At 60.1% G+C, this 17,143-nt stretch carries 12 protein-coding genes; 7 read left to right on the forward strand and 5 right to left on the reverse strand.

Going from position 1 to position 17,143, the window contains the following annotated elements; genetic code table 11:
* Positions 1–34 precede the first annotated feature (34 nt).
* The 5 genes from fadD2 to QRN20_RS19355 all read left to right on the forward strand — a co-directional run bounded on the left by fadD2 (position 35) and on the right by QRN20_RS19355 (position 10,516).
* Positions 35–1,723: a long-chain-fatty-acid--CoA ligase FadD2 gene (fadD2, locus tag QRN20_RS19335; RefSeq protein ID WP_285361001.1), complete on the forward strand. Its 1,689-nt coding sequence runs from the start codon at positions 35–37 to the stop codon at positions 1,721–1,723.
* Positions 1,724–2,079: 356 nt separating this feature from the next.
* A complete protein-coding gene (gene fadD1 / locus QRN20_RS19340; protein WP_057410994.1) occupies positions 2,080–3,771 on the forward strand; it encodes a long-chain-fatty-acid--CoA ligase FadD1 in 1,692 nt (563 codons plus the stop codon).
* A 150-nt stretch (positions 3,772–3,921) separates the two neighbouring features.
* Entirely contained in the window at positions 3,922–7,833 is a 3,912-nt protein-coding gene (hrpA, locus tag QRN20_RS19345; protein ID WP_285361002.1) for an ATP-dependent RNA helicase HrpA, read from the forward strand.
* Between the two features lie 291 nt (positions 7,834–8,124).
* The gene (locus tag QRN20_RS19350; protein WP_058430681.1) at positions 8,125–9,246 is read left to right on the forward strand and encodes a beta-ketoacyl-ACP synthase III; all 1,122 of its coding nucleotides are present in this window, start codon (positions 8,125–8,127) and stop codon (positions 9,244–9,246) included.
* A 145-nt stretch (positions 9,247–9,391) separates the two neighbouring features.
* Positions 9,392–10,516, forward strand: coding sequence for a GNAT family N-acetyltransferase (locus QRN20_RS19355; RefSeq protein WP_122431804.1), 1,125 nt, complete (start codon positions 9,392–9,394; stop codon positions 10,514–10,516).
* 324 nt (positions 10,517–10,840) lie between these two features.
* Here the strand turns inward: QRN20_RS19355 and QRN20_RS19360 are convergent, their stop codons facing one another.
* The 4 genes from QRN20_RS19360 to QRN20_RS19375 form a co-directional block, all read right to left on the reverse strand.
* Positions 10,841–12,673: an ABC transporter ATP-binding protein gene (locus tag QRN20_RS19360; protein ID WP_057409545.1), complete on the reverse strand. Its 1,833-nt coding sequence runs from the start codon at positions 12,671–12,673 to the stop codon at positions 10,841–10,843.
* Positions 12,674–12,773: 100 nt separating this feature from the next.
* Positions 12,774–13,337 carry a peptidylprolyl isomerase gene (locus tag QRN20_RS19365; protein ID WP_029242463.1) on the reverse strand — a complete coding sequence of 188 codons (564 nt, stop codon included), beginning with the start codon at positions 13,335–13,337 and terminating at the stop codon, positions 12,774–12,776.
* A 137-nt stretch (positions 13,338–13,474) separates the two neighbouring features.
* A complete protein-coding gene (locus QRN20_RS19370; protein ID WP_122570003.1) occupies positions 13,475–14,263 on the reverse strand; it encodes an alpha/beta fold hydrolase in 789 nt (262 codons plus the stop codon).
* Between the two features lie 14 nt (positions 14,264–14,277).
* On the reverse strand, positions 14,278–15,201 hold the full coding sequence (locus QRN20_RS19375) for a LysR family transcriptional regulator (RefSeq protein WP_057409547.1): 924 nt from the start codon (positions 15,199–15,201) through the stop codon (positions 14,278–14,280).
* Positions 15,202–15,268: 67 nt separating this feature from the next.
* Between QRN20_RS19375 and QRN20_RS19380 the strand changes: the two genes are divergently transcribed.
* Together QRN20_RS19380 and QRN20_RS19385 are read left to right on the forward strand one after the other, a co-directional pair.
* On the forward strand, positions 15,269–15,583 hold the full coding sequence (locus QRN20_RS19380) for a 3-phosphoglycerate kinase (RefSeq protein WP_285361003.1): 315 nt from the start codon (positions 15,269–15,271) through the stop codon (positions 15,581–15,583).
* A gap of 140 nt (positions 15,584–15,723) precedes the next feature.
* Positions 15,724–16,323: an FMN-dependent NADH-azoreductase gene (locus tag QRN20_RS19385; protein WP_025994788.1), complete on the forward strand. Its 600-nt coding sequence runs from the start codon at positions 15,724–15,726 to the stop codon at positions 16,321–16,323.
* 27 nt (positions 16,324–16,350) lie between these two features.
* Here QRN20_RS19385 and QRN20_RS19390 read toward each other — a convergent pair whose 3' ends face one another.
* Positions 16,351–17,085 carry an SDR family NAD(P)-dependent oxidoreductase gene (locus QRN20_RS19390; RefSeq protein ID WP_004887523.1) on the reverse strand — a complete coding sequence of 245 codons (735 nt, stop codon included), beginning with the start codon at positions 17,083–17,085 and terminating at the stop codon, positions 16,351–16,353.
* Positions 17,086–17,143: the final 58 nt, after the last annotated feature.

Raw genomic sequence — 17,143 nt, forward strand, 5'->3', positions numbered from 1 at the left:
GGGCCAGCCATGAGCAGGGAAGAGGATAAAAATAATGCAACCTGAATTCTGGAACGACAAGCGCCCTGTCGGGGTTAACTCTGAGCTGGATCTGCACACCTATCGTTCGGTCATCGAGGTTTTTGAAAGCGCCTGTAAAAAATTTGCAGACAAACCTGCTTTCAGCAACATGGGGGTCACGCTGACCTACGCTGATCTGGATCGTCATTCGGCGGCGTTTGCCAGTTACCTGCAACACCATACGGACTTGGTGCCCGGCGACCGCATCGCCGTGCAGATGCCCAACCTGTTGCAGTACCCCATCGCAGTGTTCGGTGCCATGCGTGCGGGCCTGATCGTGGTCAATACCAATCCGCTGTACACCGCACGCGAGATGCGCCATCAGTTCAAGGATTCCGGTGCCAAGGCGCTGGTCTACCTGAACCTGTTCGGCAAGCTTGTGCAGGAAGTGCTGCCAGATACCGAGCTTCGTTACCTGATTGAAGTGAAGATGGGCGACATGCAGTCAGCCGCCAAGGGGTGGTTGATCAATACCATCGTCGCCAGGGTCAAGAAAATGGTTCCGGCCTATGACCTGCCCCAGGCCGCAGGCTTCAAGGACGTGCTGCGCATGGGGCGTGGTGGTTCTGTCAAACCTGTTGCGGTGGGGCTGGATGACGTGGCGGTGCTGCAATACACGGGCGGTACTACCGGAATGGCCAAGGGCGCGATGCTGACTCACGGCAATCTGGTCGCCAATATGCAGCAGGTGTACGCCTGCATGCGACAGCACTGTCCCGAGCGTGGCGTGATGTTCGGCGAGGCCCGGGAAGTGATGATCGCGCCGCTGCCGCTTTATCACATCTATGCATTTACGGCGCACTGCATGTGCATGGTCATTAGTGGCAATCACAACATTTTGATCACCAATCCGAGGGATATCGGCGGATTCATCAAGGAGCTTGGCAAGTGGAAGTTCACTGCCATGGTCGGGCTCAATACCCTGTTCGTGGCGCTGATGAATCATCCTGATTTCAGGAAGCTGGATTTCTCCACACTGAAGAGCACCAACTCTGGCGGCACCGCGCTGGTCAAGGCGACCGCCGAGCGTTGGGCCGAGATGACAGGGTGCACAATCGTCGAGGGTTACGGGCTGACCGAAACGTCCCCGGTGGCCAGTGCCAACCCATACGGCACACTGGCGCGGCTCGGCACAGTGGGCATTCCGGTGCCGGGTACCGGCATGAAAGTGATTGATGACGAAGGCGCGGAGTTGCCGTTCGGCGAGCGCGGCGAGCTGTGCATCAAAGGCCCGCAGGTCATGAAAGGCTACTGGAATCTGCCTGAGGCCACCGCCGAAACGCTGGATGCAGAGGGATGGTTCAAGACGGGTGATATCGCCGTGATCGGCGCCGACGGTTTCGTCAGTATCGTGGACCGCAAGAAAGACCTGATCATCGTGTCCGGCTTCAACGTCTACCCCAACGAAATCGAAGACGTGGTCATGTCGCACCCGAAAGTCGCCAGCTGCGCCTGCATCGGAGTGCCGGACGAGCGTTCAGGCGAAGCGGTGAAACTGTTTGTGGTCCCGCGCGAGCCGGGTCTTACGGTCGAAGAACTCAGAAGTTTCTGCAAACAGAACTTCACCGGCTACAAGGTCCCGAAACAGATCGTGCTGCGTGAATCGCTGCCGATGACTCCGGTCGGCAAGATCCTGCGCAGGGAGCTTCGCGATATTGCCTGAGTGGAGTAATTGTCTCTTTTTACGTCGCTGGCCCCGCTTGTGCTGAAGTGCAAGCGGGGCCTGTTTTTTTGGCTAAGCTCACTACGCTTTGCCTAAGCGCTCTGGCTCAATGCTTTCAGGGATTTCGGTAATTCTCGCAATTAAGTCAGGGTCGTGACTGGCGGGCTCTGGATGGTCACTTTTATGACCGTAGAGGCCCGGTTTGCCTCTAGTCGGCTTTTGGCAAAGCTGCTACTCTCGGCGCGCTTTTTGACCTGTCATGAAGCGAATGAGCGTCTACTGCACAATTCCAAAACACAAAAAAATCATCGCCCAAAGCGATGTGAAGAATTCGCGATCGCTATGGAGCCGGCTGAATGATTGAAAACTTCTGGAAGGATAAATACCCGTCTGGCATCTCCCCTGATGTCGATCCTGATGAGTATCCCAACGTCCAGGCGGTCCTGAAGCAGTCCTGCCAGCGTTTCGCCGATAAACCCGCGTTCAGCAATCTGGGCAAGACACTTACCTACGGCGAGTTGTATGAATTGTCGGGCGCATTCGCCGCCTGGATTCAGCAGCACACCGACCTTGTGCCGGGTGACCGCATCGCGGTTCAGTTGCCCAACGTGTTGCAGTATCCGGTTGCTGTCTTCGGCGCCATCCGCGCCGGGCTGATCGTGGTCAACACCAACCCGCTGTACACCGCACGGGAGATGGAGCATCAGTTCAACGACTCGGGCGCCAAGGCTCTGGTCTGTCTGGCGAACATGGCGCATCTGGCCGAGAAGGTCGTGCCCAAGACCCAGGTCAAACATGTCATCGTCACCGAGGTGGCCGACCTGCTGCCACCGCTCAAGCGCCTGCTGGTCAACAGTGTCATCAAGTACGTCAAGAAAATGGTTCCGGCCTACCACCTGCCTGATGCGGTCAGATTCAATGACGTGCTGAAAAAAGGTCACGGTCGGCCGGTTGCCGAGGTGTCGCCCGACAGAGCCGACGTTGCCGTATTGCAGTACACCGGTGGCACTACCGGCGTGGCCAAGGGCGCGATGCTCACCCATCGCAACCTGATCGCCAACATGCTGCAGTGCAGGGCGCTGATGGCTTCCAACCTCAATGAAGGCAGCGAAATCCTCATTACGCCGTTGCCGCTCTACCACATCTACGCCTTCACCTTTCACTGCATGGCGATGATGCTGATCGGCAATCACAACGTCCTGATCAGCAACCCGCGTGACCTGCCTGCCATGGTCAAGGAACTGTCGAAGTGGAAGTTCAGCGGCTTTGTCGGTCTCAACACCCTGTTCGTTGCCCTGTGCAACAACGAGGCGTTCCGCAACCTTGATTTTTCGGCACTGAAAGTCACGCTCTCCGGTGGCATGGCCCTGCAGCTGGCTGCCGCCGAGCGCTGGAAGCAGGTCACCAACTGCCCGATCTGCGAAGGTTACGGCATGACCGAAACCAGCCCGGTGGCAACAGTGAACCCGATCCAGAAAATCCAGATGGGCACCATCGGCATCCCTGTGCCGTCGACGCTGTGCAGGGTCATCGACGACGCTGGCAATGAGTTGGCGTTCGGTGAAACCGGCGAATTGTGCATCAAGGGACCTCAGGTCATGAAAGGCTACTGGCAGCGCCAGGAAGCCACGGATGAAATGATCGACGCCGATGGCTGGCTCAAGACTGGCGACATCGCGATCATTCAGCCTGACGGTTACCTGCGTATTGTCGATCGCAAGAAAGACATGATTCTGATCTCCGGTTTCAACGTCTATCCCAACGAACTGGAAGACGTACTGGTCACGCTTCCCGGCGTCCTGCAATGTGCCGCCATCGGCATCCCTGACGAGAAGTCGGGGGAGGCCATCAAGGTGTTCGTGGTCGCCAAACCGGGCGTGACGCTCACCAAGGATCAGATCATGGAACACATGCGCGCCAACCTGACCGGCTACAAGGTCCCGCGCAGCGTGGAGTTCCGCGATTCACTGCCGACCACCAACGTCGGCAAGATCCTGCGCCGTGAACTGCGTGATGAAGAGCTGAAGAAGCTGGGCATCAAGAAGTAATCGCGAGCCTGTGTGACAGACAACGCCGTGTCCCCTGACACGGCGTTGTTGTATCAGCTCAGCCCAATCCGCCCTTGACAGTCGTCCTGCTTCCCGCAATCTGCGACAATCGCACCCCTTTATCCTTCAAGAAAAGACTCTGCGCACCTGATGACCGACGAATCGCCTTCCATCGACCAACTCCTGAAAAACCTCGATCAAGCGATGATCGGTGACCGCCATCGTCTGCGTCGGCAGTTGCATGAGCTGCGCAAGAAGCCCGACGAGGCGAAGCTGGCGCAATGGGTGGCGCGGGTTCAGGCGTCCTGTGCGCAGGTCACGTCGCGACGCGAGAGCGTGCCGACCGTTCGCTATGACGACAACCTGCCCATCGCCGCCAAGCGCGACGAAATCAAGGACGCGCTGCTCAAGCATCAGGTGCTGATCATCGCGGGTGAAACCGGCTCAGGCAAAACCACTCAGTTGCCGAAAATCTGCCTGGAAATCGGTCGCGGGCAGCATGGCCTGATTGGCCACACGCAGCCGCGTCGAATTGCAGCGCGCAGCGTCGCCAGCCGGGTCGCCGACGAATTGGCTACACCGCTGGGTGCGCTGGTTGGTTATCAGGTGCGTTTCGAAGATCAAAGCGACAGCAACACCCTGATCAAGCTGATGACCGACGGCATCCTGCTGGCCGAAACCCAGCACGACCGTTTCCTTGAGCGCTACGACACGATCATCGTCGACGAAGCCCACGAACGCAGCCTGAACATCGACTTCCTGCTCGGTTACCTGAAAACCCTGCTGCCGCGTCGTCCCGACCTGAAAGTTATCATCACGTCGGCGACCATCGACCTGCAGCGCTTCTCCGAGCACTTCAACGACGCGCCGATCATCGAAGTGTCGGGCCGGACCTTTCCGGTCGACACCTGGTACCGCCCGCTGACCAGCGAGCAGGATGAAGAGGGCAACAGCGTCGAGGATGACCTGACCGTCGATCAGGCGATTCTGGCCACGCTCGAAGAGTTGGCGGACTTTGAGCGCAGCGAGCGCAAGAGTCCGGGCGACGTCCTGGTGTTCCTGCCCGGCGAGCGCGAGATTCGTGACGCGGCTGAAATGCTGCGCAAGGCCCAACTCAGGCACACCGAAATCCTGCCGTTGTATGCACGCCTGTCGCCTGCCGAGCAGCAGCGCATTTTCCAGTCTCATTCGGGGCGTCGTGTTGTGCTGGCCACCAACGTGGCCGAGACCTCGCTGACCGTGCCAGGCATCCGCTATGTGATCGATACCGGTACTGCGCGCATCAGTCGCTACAGCTACCGCGCCAAGGTTCAGCGTCTGCCGATCGAAGCCGTGTCCCAGGCCAGCGCCAATCAGCGTAAAGGCCGTTGCGGTCGTGTCGAGCCGGGCCTGTGTGTGCGCCTGTACAGCGAAGAGGATTTCAACGCCCGACCTGAATTCACCGACCCCGAGATCCTGCGCACCAACCTGGCGGCGGTGATCCTGCAGATGCTGCACCTGCGTCTGGGCGAGATCACTGACTTTCCGTTCATCGAGCCGCCGGACGGCAAGGCCATCAGTGACGGCTTCAACCTGTTGCAGGAGCTGTCGGCGGTCAATCGCGAGAACCAGTTGACCCCGTTGGGTCGTCAATTGGCACGCTTGCCGGTGGACCCGCGCATGGGACGCATGCTGCTGGAGGCGGCCAAACAAGGCAGTCTGCAGGAAGTGTTGATCGTGGCCAGCGCCATGTCGGTGCAGGACGTACGCGAGCGTCCGCCCGAGCGACAGCAGGCGGCCGATCAGGCGCATGCGCAATGGAAGGACGCCGACTCGGACTTTGCCGGGCTGGTCAATCTATGGCGCGGTTTCGAAGAGCAGCGTCAGGCACTGACTGCCAGCCCGTTGCGCAATTGGTGCCGCCGCAATTTCCTCAATTACCTGCGGCTGCGCGAGTGGCGCGACTCCCATCGGCAACTGAGCCTGATCTGTCGTGACCTGCAATTGACGGTCAACAAAGAACCTGCGGATTACCCGAAATTCCACAAGGCGATTCTGTCCGGCCTGCTGAGCCAGATCGGCCAGAAAGCCGACGAAGGCGACTACCTCGGTGCGCGGCAGCGGCGGTTCTGGATTCATCCGTCATCCGGGCTGGGCAAAAAGCGTCCGCAATGGCTGATGACCGCCGAACTGGTGGAAACCACAAAGCTGTATGCACGCATGGTCGCCAAGATCGATGCCGACTGGATCGAGCCACTGGCAGGGCACTTGATCAAGAAAAACCACTTCGAGCCGCATTGGGAGAAGAAGCGCGGACAGGTCGTGGCCTTCGAACAGATCACGCTGTTCGGCCTGATCGTGGTCGGTCGCCGCCCCGTGCATTTCGGTCCTGTCGATCCTGTGGTGTCGCGTGAGCTGTTCATCCGCGAAGGTCTGGTGCGCGGTGATATTCAGTCCCGCGCCAAATGCCTGAGCGCCAACACTCGCCTTCTGGAGCAGCTGGACGAGCTGGAAGCCAAGGCCCGGCGCCGCGACATTCTGGCTGACGAAGACACGCTGTATGCATTCTACGAAGCGCGTGTCCCGGCCGAGATTCATCAGACGGCCACGTTCGACAGCTGGTACAAGACCGAGAGTCAGAAGAACCCGCAGTTGCTGATCATGCGCGAAGAAGACGTACTAGCCCGCGAGGCCAGCGAAGTCACCGCTGCGCAGTACCCGGATACCCTGCGACTGGGCGAACTGAGCCTGTCGCTGACCTACCACTTCGAGCCCAATCATCCCCGTGACGGTGTGACCCTGCGTGTGCCAGCGCCGTTGCTGCTGTCGCTGCCCGCCGAACGTCTGGAATGGCTGGTGCCGGGGTTGCTTGAAACCAAGTGCATCGCCCTGGTCCGCAGTCTGCCCAAGGCGGTGCGCAAGAACTTTGTACCGGTGCCGGACTTCATCAAGGCGGCGCTGCAACGCATCACCTTTGGCGAGGGCTCGCTGACCGAAGCGCTGGGCCGCGAACTGCTGCGCATGACCGGGGCGCGAGTGACCGACGAGGCGTGGGCGGAAGCGACCCAGCAACTCGAAAGCCACCTGAAGATGAACCTGGAAATCGTCGATGGTGACGGCAAGTTCCTGGGCGAAGGTCGCGACCTTGATGCGCTGACAGCACGTTTCGCCGAAGCGAGCCAGGCCGCGCTCGCCGTTCCGCAGACCGCGAAAAGTCAGCAGCCGGTGGAAGCCAAGGTCTTCGCGCCGGTGGCGCAAAAGACTCAGCAGAACATTGCCGGTCTGTCGATGACGGTGTATCCGGCATTGGTGGAAGAGGGCGGTACAGTCAAGGAAGGTCGCTTCTCGACCCAGGCCGAGGCCGAGTATCAGCATCGCCGTGCGCTGCAACGCCTGTTGCTGCAACAACTGGCCGAGCCTGCGAAGTTTCTGCGCAGCAAGCTGCCGGGGCAGACCGAGCTGGCGCTGTTGTACCGCGAGCTGGGCCGCATCGATGCACTGATCGAAGACATTCTGCTGGCCAGCCTCGACAGCTGCGTGCTGGAGGGCGAAGCTGAACTGCCGCGCGACGGGGCCGGGCTGCTGTCACTGGCCGAACGCAAACGCGCCGACTGGACCGAGCATGCCGAGCGGCTGGCGAAGCTGACGCTGGAAATCCTCAAGCTGTGGCATGGTTTGCAGAAGCGCTTCAAAGGCAAGATCGACCTGGCGCAGGCGGTCGCGCTCAACGACATCAAGGCGCAACTGGGCAAGCTGGTGTATCCGGGCTTCGTGCGCGAAACACCCGCGCAGTGGCTCAAGGAAATGCCGCGCTACCTGAAAGCCATCGAGATGCGCCTGGAGAAACTGCCGGGTCAGGTGCAGAAGGACCGGGTCTGGAGCATCGAGCTGGCAGGCCTGTGGGCGCAATATCAGGCGCGAGCCGACAAACACCGCCAGGAAGGCAAGCGCGATCCTGAACTTGCGGTCTATCGTTGGTGGATGGAGGAATATCGTGTGTCGCTGTTCGCCCAGCAGTTGGGCACTAAAATGCCGGTTTCTGACAAGCGGCTGAGCAAGCAGTGGGCGATGGTCGAAGGCTGATCCCGAGCCCGGCACCCCGTCGAAAAACGGTCTGAGCGGACTGCACAGGCAGCAAGGCGAGAAGGATCTCAGGGCCGATGTTCATTGGCCCGATAGCGCCAAAACCGGGCGCTGTGGCACACTCCGCGTCTGTCTTCACAATGCCATGGACGCGGCTTGAGCCTTGCGCGCTTTCAGTCATGCGCATGTTTTATCTATGCATTGGTACGCTGGTCCCAGAAAAGTCTGGATTGCCGCCTACCGTGCCCTGGCAGGCCAACCCCTGCGACCTTCAATAAGAGAGGAACGACCGTGCACAACGTCGTCATCAGCGGCACAGGCCTGTACACCCCGGCCAACAGCATTTCCAACGAAGAGCTGGTGCAGTCCTTCAATGCCTACGTCAACCAGTTCAACAGCGAGAACGCTGCGGCCATCGAGCGTGGCGAGCTGGAAGCACTGAGCGAATCCAGCGCTGCGTTCATCGAAAAAGCCTCGGGCATCAAGAGCCGCTTCGTGATGGACAAGCAGGGCATCCTCGACCCGCAGCGCATGAAGCCGAACCTGCCTGAGCGTTCCAACGATCAGTGGTCGATTCTGTGCGAAATGGGCGTCGCAGCGGCAAAACAGGCGCTGGAACGAGCGGGCAAGACCACCGCAGACATCGACGGCGTTATCGTTGCCTGTTCCAACCTGCAGCGCGCCTACCCGGCGGTCTCCATCGAGATCCAGGAAGCGCTGGGTATCGCAGGTTATGGTTTCGATATGAACGTGGCCTGCTCGTCGGCCACCTTCGGCATTCAGACAGCGTGCAACAGCGTGCAATTGGGTCAGGCTCGCGCCATTCTGGTCATCAGCCCGGAAATCTGCACCGCCCACCTGAACTTCCGTGATCGCGACAGCCACTTTATCTTCGGTGACGGCGCAACCGCAGTCGTGGTGGAGCGTGCCGATCTGGCGACCTCGCCGTACCAGTTCGATATCGTCAGCACCCGCCTGCTGACCAAGTTCTCCAACAACATCCGCAACAACTTCGGCTTCCTCAACCGCACGTCGGATGAAGGTCAGGGTGCGCCGGACAAGCTGTTCGTGCAGGAAGGCCGCAAAGTGTTCCGCGAGGTCTGCCCGATGGTGGCGGAACTGGTCGGCGCGCATCTGGACGACAACGGCCTGAACGTCAGTGACGTACAGCGCTTCTGGCTGCATCAGGCCAACCTGAGCATGAACCACCTGATCGTCAAGAAACTGCTGGGCCGCGACGCAACGGTCGAAGAAGCCCCCGTGATTCTCGATACCTACGCCAACACCAGTTCGGCCGGTTCGATCATCGCGTTCCACACCTATCAGGACGACCTGCCCAAAGGTGCGCTGGGCGTGTTGAGTTCGTTCGGTGCGGGTTATTCGATTGGCAGCGTGATCCTGCGCAAACGCTGATTGCATCGGCGGTCGGCATCCTGACGGACAGGGTGCCGGTCTGTGGGTTGAAAGGCCTGATGTAGAGCGGCCGTCGATTCGCGGTCGTTTACATTCCCCCTCAATGAGTGATACTCGTCGCACGTTTACCTCCGAGGGAACCTGCATGCCGGTTCACGTCGTCGACACCCTGAGTACCGTCGCGCCTGCCCAATGGGATGCGCTTGTACCGGGCAATCAGCCGTTTCTGCGCCACGCCTTTCTGACCTCGCTGGAGGACAGCGGGAGCCTCGGGCCGCGCTCCGGGTGGCGTCCCGAACACGTGCTGCATTACGAAAACGAACAACTGGTGGCTGCGCTTCCGGCCTATCGAAAATGGCATTCCTACGGCGAATACGTGTTCGACCACGCGTGGGCCGACGCCTGCCGCCGCGCCGGTATCGCGTACTACCCCAAGCTGCTGGTGGCGGTGCCGTTCAGTCCGGTGGGCGGCTCGCGCATTCTGTCTGCGACCCCGCAGGGCGCCTCGGAGCTGGTGAGCGAGCTGCCGGCGTATTTGCAGAGCGAAGGTCTGTCGAGCGCGCACATCAACTTCACCGATCCAGCCGCCGACGCGGTGCTTGAAACCCAGGCGGGCTGGCTGTCGCGCATCGGCTGCCAGTTCCATTGGCACAACCGTGGCTATCGGGATTTTCAGGATTTTCTGGACGCGCTGAGTTCGCGCAAACGCAAGCAGATGCGCAAGGAACGCGAGCAAGTTGCAGGTCAGGGCATCGCCTTCGAATGGCTTGAAGGTTCGCAGATGACCGAGATTCTGTGGGACTTCGTGTACGCCTGCTATTCCAATACCTATGAGATACGTGGGCAGGCGCCGTACCTGACGCGCGAATTCTTCAGCCTGCTGGCCGAGCGCATGCCCGAGTCGATCCGCGTGGTGCTGGCGCTGCAGGGCTCACGCCCGGTGGCCATGGCCTTCAGTCTGATCGGCGGCGACAGCTTTTATGGGCGTTATTGGGGCTGTCTGGCCGAGTTCGACCGCCTGCACTTCGAGACCTGTTTCTATCAAGGGATGGACTACGCGATTGCCAACGGACTGCAACGCTTCGATGCAGGTGCCCAAGGCGAGCACAAACTGATCCGCGGCTTCGAACCGCAGATCACCCGGTCATGGCACTACCTGATGCACCCCGGCCTGAAAGACGCCGTGAGCGATTTTCTGGAGCAGGAGCGGGTGGGCGTGATGGCGTATGCCGAGGAAGCGCGGGCCGCGTTGCCTTATCGGCAGGTTTGAGTCCCCGTGGGAGGCGGCTTGCCGGCGATGGCGTCAGTTCAGTCACTGACAGGTCGCTTCAGAAAAAGCATCGCCGGCAAGCCGCCTCCCACAGTCCGTGGTCGCAGCAAGACTCGGGTATAACTCGGAGCACAAGCATGGGCATGATCGGCTTGCTTGAGATCACGCTGATCGTTCCTACGCTCCGCGTGGGAATGCCGCTCAGGACGCTCCGCGTCCGCTCTCGAATGTGGCGCAGATGCGTGGACAAGCTCTAGCGTTATCCACGTCATGCGCTCGGCTCACTGAGTCCTCAGTCTGTGCCGCGTCACATTCAGCGCAGAATCAATCCACCCCCACAAATCCACCCGTCTGGTGCTGCCACAGGCGTGCATACAGCCCGCCATGGGCCAGCAGTTCGGCGTGGGTGCCGGTCTCTGCGATCTGGCCTTTTTCCAGCACTACCAGCCGGTCCATGCGTGCGATGGTCGAGAGGCGATGGGCGATGGCGATGACGGTCTTGCCTTCCATCAGGGTTTCCAGGCTTTCCTGAATCGCCGCTTCGACTTCCGAATCCAGCGCCGAGGTGGCTTCGTCCATGATCAGAATCGGCGCATCCTTGAGCAGCACGCGAGTGATCGCGATGCGCTGGCGCTGACCACCGGACAGCTTGACCCCACGCTCGCCCACATGAGCGTCAAAACCGGTGCGGCCTTCGGAGTCCGACAGCAACGGGATGAACTCATCGGCACGCGCCTTGCGGATGGCTTCCCACAATTGCTCATCCGTCGCGCCCGGATTGCCATACAGCAGATTGTCGCGGATCGAGCGGTGCAGAAGCGACGTATCCTGGGTGATCATGCCGATCTGTGCACGCAGGCTTTCCTGAGTGACATCGGCCACGTCCTGCCCGTCGATCAGGATTCTGCCGCCCTGCACGTCGTACATGCGCAGCAACAGGTTCACCAGCGTTGACTTGCCCGCGCCGGAAGGCCCGATCAGGCCAATCTTCTCACCCGGTCTGATGTCCAGATTCAGGTTGTGAATGATCCCGTTGCCATTGCCGTAGTGGAAATCGACGCCATCGAATTTCACGCCGCCATTGGCAATCTTCAGTGGCTGCGCGGTTGGCTTGTCGTTGATCGAGACCGGTTGCGAGATGCTTTCCAGGCCATCCTGCACGGTGCCGATGTTCTCGAAGATGCCGTTGACCACCCACATGATCCAGCCGGACATGTTGACGATCCGAATCACCAGGCCGGTGGCCAGTGCGATGGCGCCTACCGAAATCATCGACTGGGTCCACAGCCACAGCGCAAGGCCTGTGGTGGTGACGATCAGGATGCCGTTCATCGTGGTGATGGTGGTGTCCATCGAGGTCACGACGCGACCGGCCAACTGACTTTTCACCGTGTGATCGCGCATGGCCTCGCGAGCGTATTGCTGCTCGAAGTTGGTGTGGGCGAACAGCTTGAGGGTGGTGATGTTGGTGTAACCGTCGACAATCCGGCCCATGAGTTTGGAGCGTGCGTCCGACGAGTCCACCGAGCGCTGTTTGACCCTGGGCACGAAGTACATCAGCGCCAGAATGAACGCGAGAATCCAGCTGCCCAGCGGGATCATCAGCCGCCAGTCGGCTTCGGCGAACAGCACCATCGCGCTGATCGCATAGATCAACACATGCCAGAGCGCATCCACCGATTGCACCGCCGAGTCACGCAGCGAGTTGCCGGTCTGCATGATGCGCTGGGCGATACGCCCGGCGAAATCGTTCTGGAAGAAGTTAACGCTCTGCTTGAGCACGTAGCTGTGGTTCTGCCAGCGAATCAGGTTGGTCATGCCGGGGCTGATGGTCTGGTGCACCAGCAGGTCGTGCAGGCCGACGAAGATCGGGCGCAGCAGCAGGGTCACCACCACCATCCAGATCAGTTCCGGGCCGTGAAGACTGAAGAAGTCCCTGGGCTCGGTGGTCTGGGCCAGGTCGATGATGCGGCTGAGGTAACTGAACAGCGCCACTTCGATCAGTGCGCCGATCAGACCCACCACCAGCAGGGCCGTGAACGTCGGCCAGACCTGACGCAGGTAGTAGATGTAAAACGCGAAAACGGTATTGGGCGGGGCGGCGGTGGGGGCGTCTTTGAAGATATCGATCAGCTTTTCAAAACGACGATAAAGCATTGGCTATCACACCCACTTGGCGTGGGTTCTCCCTTGATAAATAGAAGCGCTCCCGTCCGGACCGCGTGCAGCCCAGGGCCTCACGCGGTGCAGATTCCTGTCAGTCGACGCGCTTGGCGGACTTGATCAGGATCGGGTCGTTTGGCACGTTCTGCATGCCTTTCTGGTTGCCGGTCTGGACGTTGACGATCTGGTCGACCACATCCATGCCTTTGACAACCTTGCCGAACACCGCGTAGCCGTAGTCACGCGTGCCGTTGTCGAGCATGGCATTGTCATTGGTGTTGATGAAGAACTGACTGGTGGCCGAGTTCACGTTTGAAGTCCGTGCCATGGCAATGGTGCCACGCACGTTATGCAGCCCGTTCTGGGCTTCGTTCTTGATCGGGTCCTTGGTCGGCTTCTGATTCATTTGCTGAGTAAAGCCGCCGCCCTGAACCATGAAGCCCGGAATCACACGGTGAAAAATGGTGTTGCTGTAGAAGCCGCTGTCGACGTAGCCCAGGAAGTTCTGGGTGCTGATCGGTGCCTTGGCGTCTGCAAGTTCAATCTCGATGTCGCCGAAACTGGTGTTGAGCACCACGTGAGTCGGCTTGTCCGGCGCTGCCATCAGGTTGGCGGCGAACAGTACGGAGCAGGCGGCAAGAGCGATTTTTTTCAACATAGAGCAACAGGTCCTTCATTCAATTGAGATATCGACTGTGGCTGGCAAGGTAACCACGTTTGGCTTTTTTTGCCCAGCGTGATCGACCCAGAGTGATCGAAAGGATCGCCCGCGTGCGATGACCTGCGTGTGGTTTCTCAGACCTTGCTGGCACCGATGAATTCCAGCAGCGTGCGATTGAACTGCCCGGGCTGGTCCAGCGGAGTGGCGTGGCGCGAATCCTTGATGACCACCAGCCGGGCATTCGCAATGCGTTTGACGTACGCTTCCTTGAGCGACACCGGAGTGTAGTCGTGATCGGCGGCAATGATCAGGGTCGGGCAGGTGATGCGCTCCAGCTTGTGCTCCACGCCCCAGCCGACAATGGCATCGAAGCTGGCGAGATAGGCGCGTTTGTCGTTACGGCCCCAGCGTTCGGCCATCTTGCGTCGCAGTTCTGCCTGTTCCGTTTTGGGGAACAGCAGCTTGCCAAGCGCCTTGCCCATCGCTTCCATGCTGACCAGACGCGACAGCGTCCAGCGCCGCGCCCATTGCCAGACATCACCCGGGCCTCTGATCTTGACCTGTGGCGCGCTGTTGACGATACACAGGCTCTTGAGCAGATGCGGATGATCGACTGCCAGCTGGAAACCGATCATCCCGCCCATCGACAGGCCGACCACATGCACCGGCCCCAGCCGCAGGTGTTCGATCAACGCTTCAACGTCGTCGCTCATGCCCTGGATGCTGTAGCGTTCGTGGGGCTTGTCGGAGCGGCCGTGGCCGCGCATGTCCATGACGATGACGCGGTACTGCGTGGCCAGTGTCGGGATCTGGTATTCCCAGTCCTGACAACTCGAGCCCAGGCCGTGCAACAGCAGGACCGGATCGCCCTGACCGTACTCTTCGTAGTGCAGTGAACAGTCGTCATGCTCGAAGAACGCCATGTGCCTACTCCGTGTCAGGCTTGCAAGGGTGCCGCAAATGCCGCGGTCAGCGGCGCTGTGTCGAACGTGCGAATCAGGTCGATCAGAATCTGTGTCGCCGGGCCCAGCGGTTTGTCTTTGCTGGAGTAAAGATAGAACGACGGGTTGCGACTGCCACCCCGATCCAGCGGCAATACCTTCAGCACGCCGTCCTTGAGTTCACGTTCGATCAGGTGGCGTGGCAGCCAGGCAAAGCCCAGTCCGCTGCTGACAAAGGTTGCCGCCGTGGCGAGACTGCTGACCGTCCAGCGCTGCTCCGCACCGAGCCAGCCGACATCGCGGGGTTGCTGACGGCCCGAGTCACGGATCACCACCTGCAGCTGGCTTTCCAGATCCTGAAACGTCAGCTCGCGGTTGGCCTGATGCAAGGCATGCTCGGGATGGGCAACGGCGACGAATTCGACGGTGCTCATTTCTGCGCCTAGATAGCCGGGAATGCTCAGACCACTGATGGCCAGGTCTGCCACGCCTTCGAGCAGCACTTCCTCGACGCCTGACAGCACCTCTTCACGCAACCGAATCCGGCAGCCTCGGCTTTGCGGAATGAACGCGGTCAGCGCGCGTACCAGACGTGCCGACGGGTAGGCGGCATCGATCACCAGCCGCACCTCGGCCTCCCAGCCCTGTTCCATGTGATGGGCGAGGTCTTCCAATTGACTGGCCTGTTTGACCAACTGACGTGAGCGCCGCAATAGCACGCCGCCCGCTTCGGTCAGCACGGCCTTGCGACCATCGATACGCAGCAGAGGAACGCCCAGTTGATCCTGCATGCGGGCCACGGTGTAGCTGACTGACGATTGCGAGCGATGCAGGGCTTCGGCGGCCTGGGCAAAACCGCCGTGATCGACCACTGCCTGCAGGGTGCGCCATTGGTCGAGCGTCACGCGGGGCGCTTTCATGCTGTAATTCCTCTTTTCTTTGTTGTCCGTTGTTCTACTCTGACAACCCCGTTCCGGAGACTGCCCAATGAAACGAGTGTGTTGTGTGTTGCTGGCCCTGCTGCCACTGACGGCCTTTGCCTATCCCATTGAAGTGGAAAAGCAGTACCAGGGCGTGAAGATCGATTACGTTACCCACGACGTCGACCAGGACATCGGTTCCATCTCGGTGAGCAACTTCGGCGATGTAGACGCCAAGTGCGCAGTCGTATTCGTCAACGGTCCCGAGGCACCCCGTACGCGACGCGTTCAGATTGGCGCAGGCAAGCGCGTGGAGGTGACGGCCAAGTTCACGCGCAGCATTATCAAGCTGCGCATCAAGCTCGATTGCCAGCCCGCGTGAGCAGGGTGAGAGTAGAGCGCCGTCGTGCATAAAACAAATTTATAGATGGGTTGAAGCAGTTTTTTGCGCTTTTTCATCGATAACGTCACCTTTAACCTCGGCTCCGTCGAATACTTATCTTGTTCAATGGAGCTTCAGCCATGTCCCGCCTACTTGTCATCGAAAGCAGCGCCCGCCAGCAGGATTCGGTTTCGCGTCAGTTGACGCAGCAGTTCCTCAGCCAGTGGCAGTCTGCGCACCCGAATGATCAAGTCACGGTCCGCGACCTGGCCGTCAATCCCGTGCCGCACCTGGACGCCACGCTGCTGGGCGGCTGGATGAAGCCCGCCGATCAGCGCAGCGAGACCGAACAGGCCGCGCTGGAACGCTCCAATACCCTTACCGATGAACTGATTGCCGCCGACGTGCTGGTGCTGGGTGCGCCGATGTACAACTTCGCCATCCCCAGCACGCTCAAGGCCTGGTTCGACCACGTCCTGCGCGCCGGTGTGACCTTCAAATACACCGAAACCGGCCCGCAAGGCCTGCTGACCGGCAAGCGCGCTTTCGTCCTCACCGCTCGCGGCGGCATTTACACCGGCAGTGCGCTGGATCACCAGGAACCCTACGTACGCCAAGTGCTGGCGTTCGTGGGGATTCATGACGTCACCTTCATTCATGCCGAAGGCCTGAACATGGGCGGTGATTTTGTGGAGAAGGGGATGAACCAGGCGCTTGCGAAACTGGCTCAGGTGGCGTGATCAGTCATCAGGCTTAGAAAAGCGGGATCAGACGTGCTGCCCGCCATTGACGTGAATCTCCGCGCCGTTCACGTAGGACGCGCCACTGGTGCAGAGGAAGTAGATCAGGGACGCGACTTCCTCGGGTTTGCCCAGTCGGTGCATGGGCACCAGACGTTCGACGATTTCGGCCGTGCCCGGCGACAGGATGGACGTGTCGATCTCGCCCGGTGCTATCGCGTTGACCCTCACCCCGTGCGGCCCGAAGTCATACGCCATCTCTCTCGTCAGGGCCGAGAGCGCGGCTTTGGAGGTGGAATACGCCACGCCCGCAAAGGGATGCACTTTGGAACCCGCGATCGAGGTGACGTTGATGATGCTGCCCTTGGCGGCCTTGAGTTCGTCGAACAGACCGCGTGCCAGTAGCGCCGTGGAAAACAGGTTGACGTTGAAGACCTTTATCCAGGTGCTGTAATCGGACTCCAGTACCCCCATGCGCGCGCCCTCGGGACCTTTTGGCGAAACGCCCGCATTGTTGACCAGCGCATCCAGGCGACCACCCAGCTTTTCCTTGATAGCCGCCATGTTCGCAACGACGCTATCGATGTCTTCCAGGTCAAGGTGGATATGATTGAGCAGGCCTTCCGCCCACGGGCATTCAGCCACCCAGTTCTGTCGGGAGGCCGTAAACACTTGCCATCCCGCTGCGTTGAAATGCTTGACCGTGGCATGGCCGATACCGCGGCTGGCGCCAGTCAGCAGGAGTGTCTTCTTCTCGCTCATGAACGCATTCCGCTTCTTGAAGGGTGATGCATCGTCTTTTTTGGCATGCCCGTCTGTC

Origin of the sequence: Pseudomonas sp. fls2-241-TYG-175 (genome assembly GCF_030209155.1) — a bacterium.
Classification (GTDB): Bacteria; Pseudomonadota; Gammaproteobacteria; order Pseudomonadales; family Pseudomonadaceae; genus Aquipseudomonas; species Aquipseudomonas viridiflava.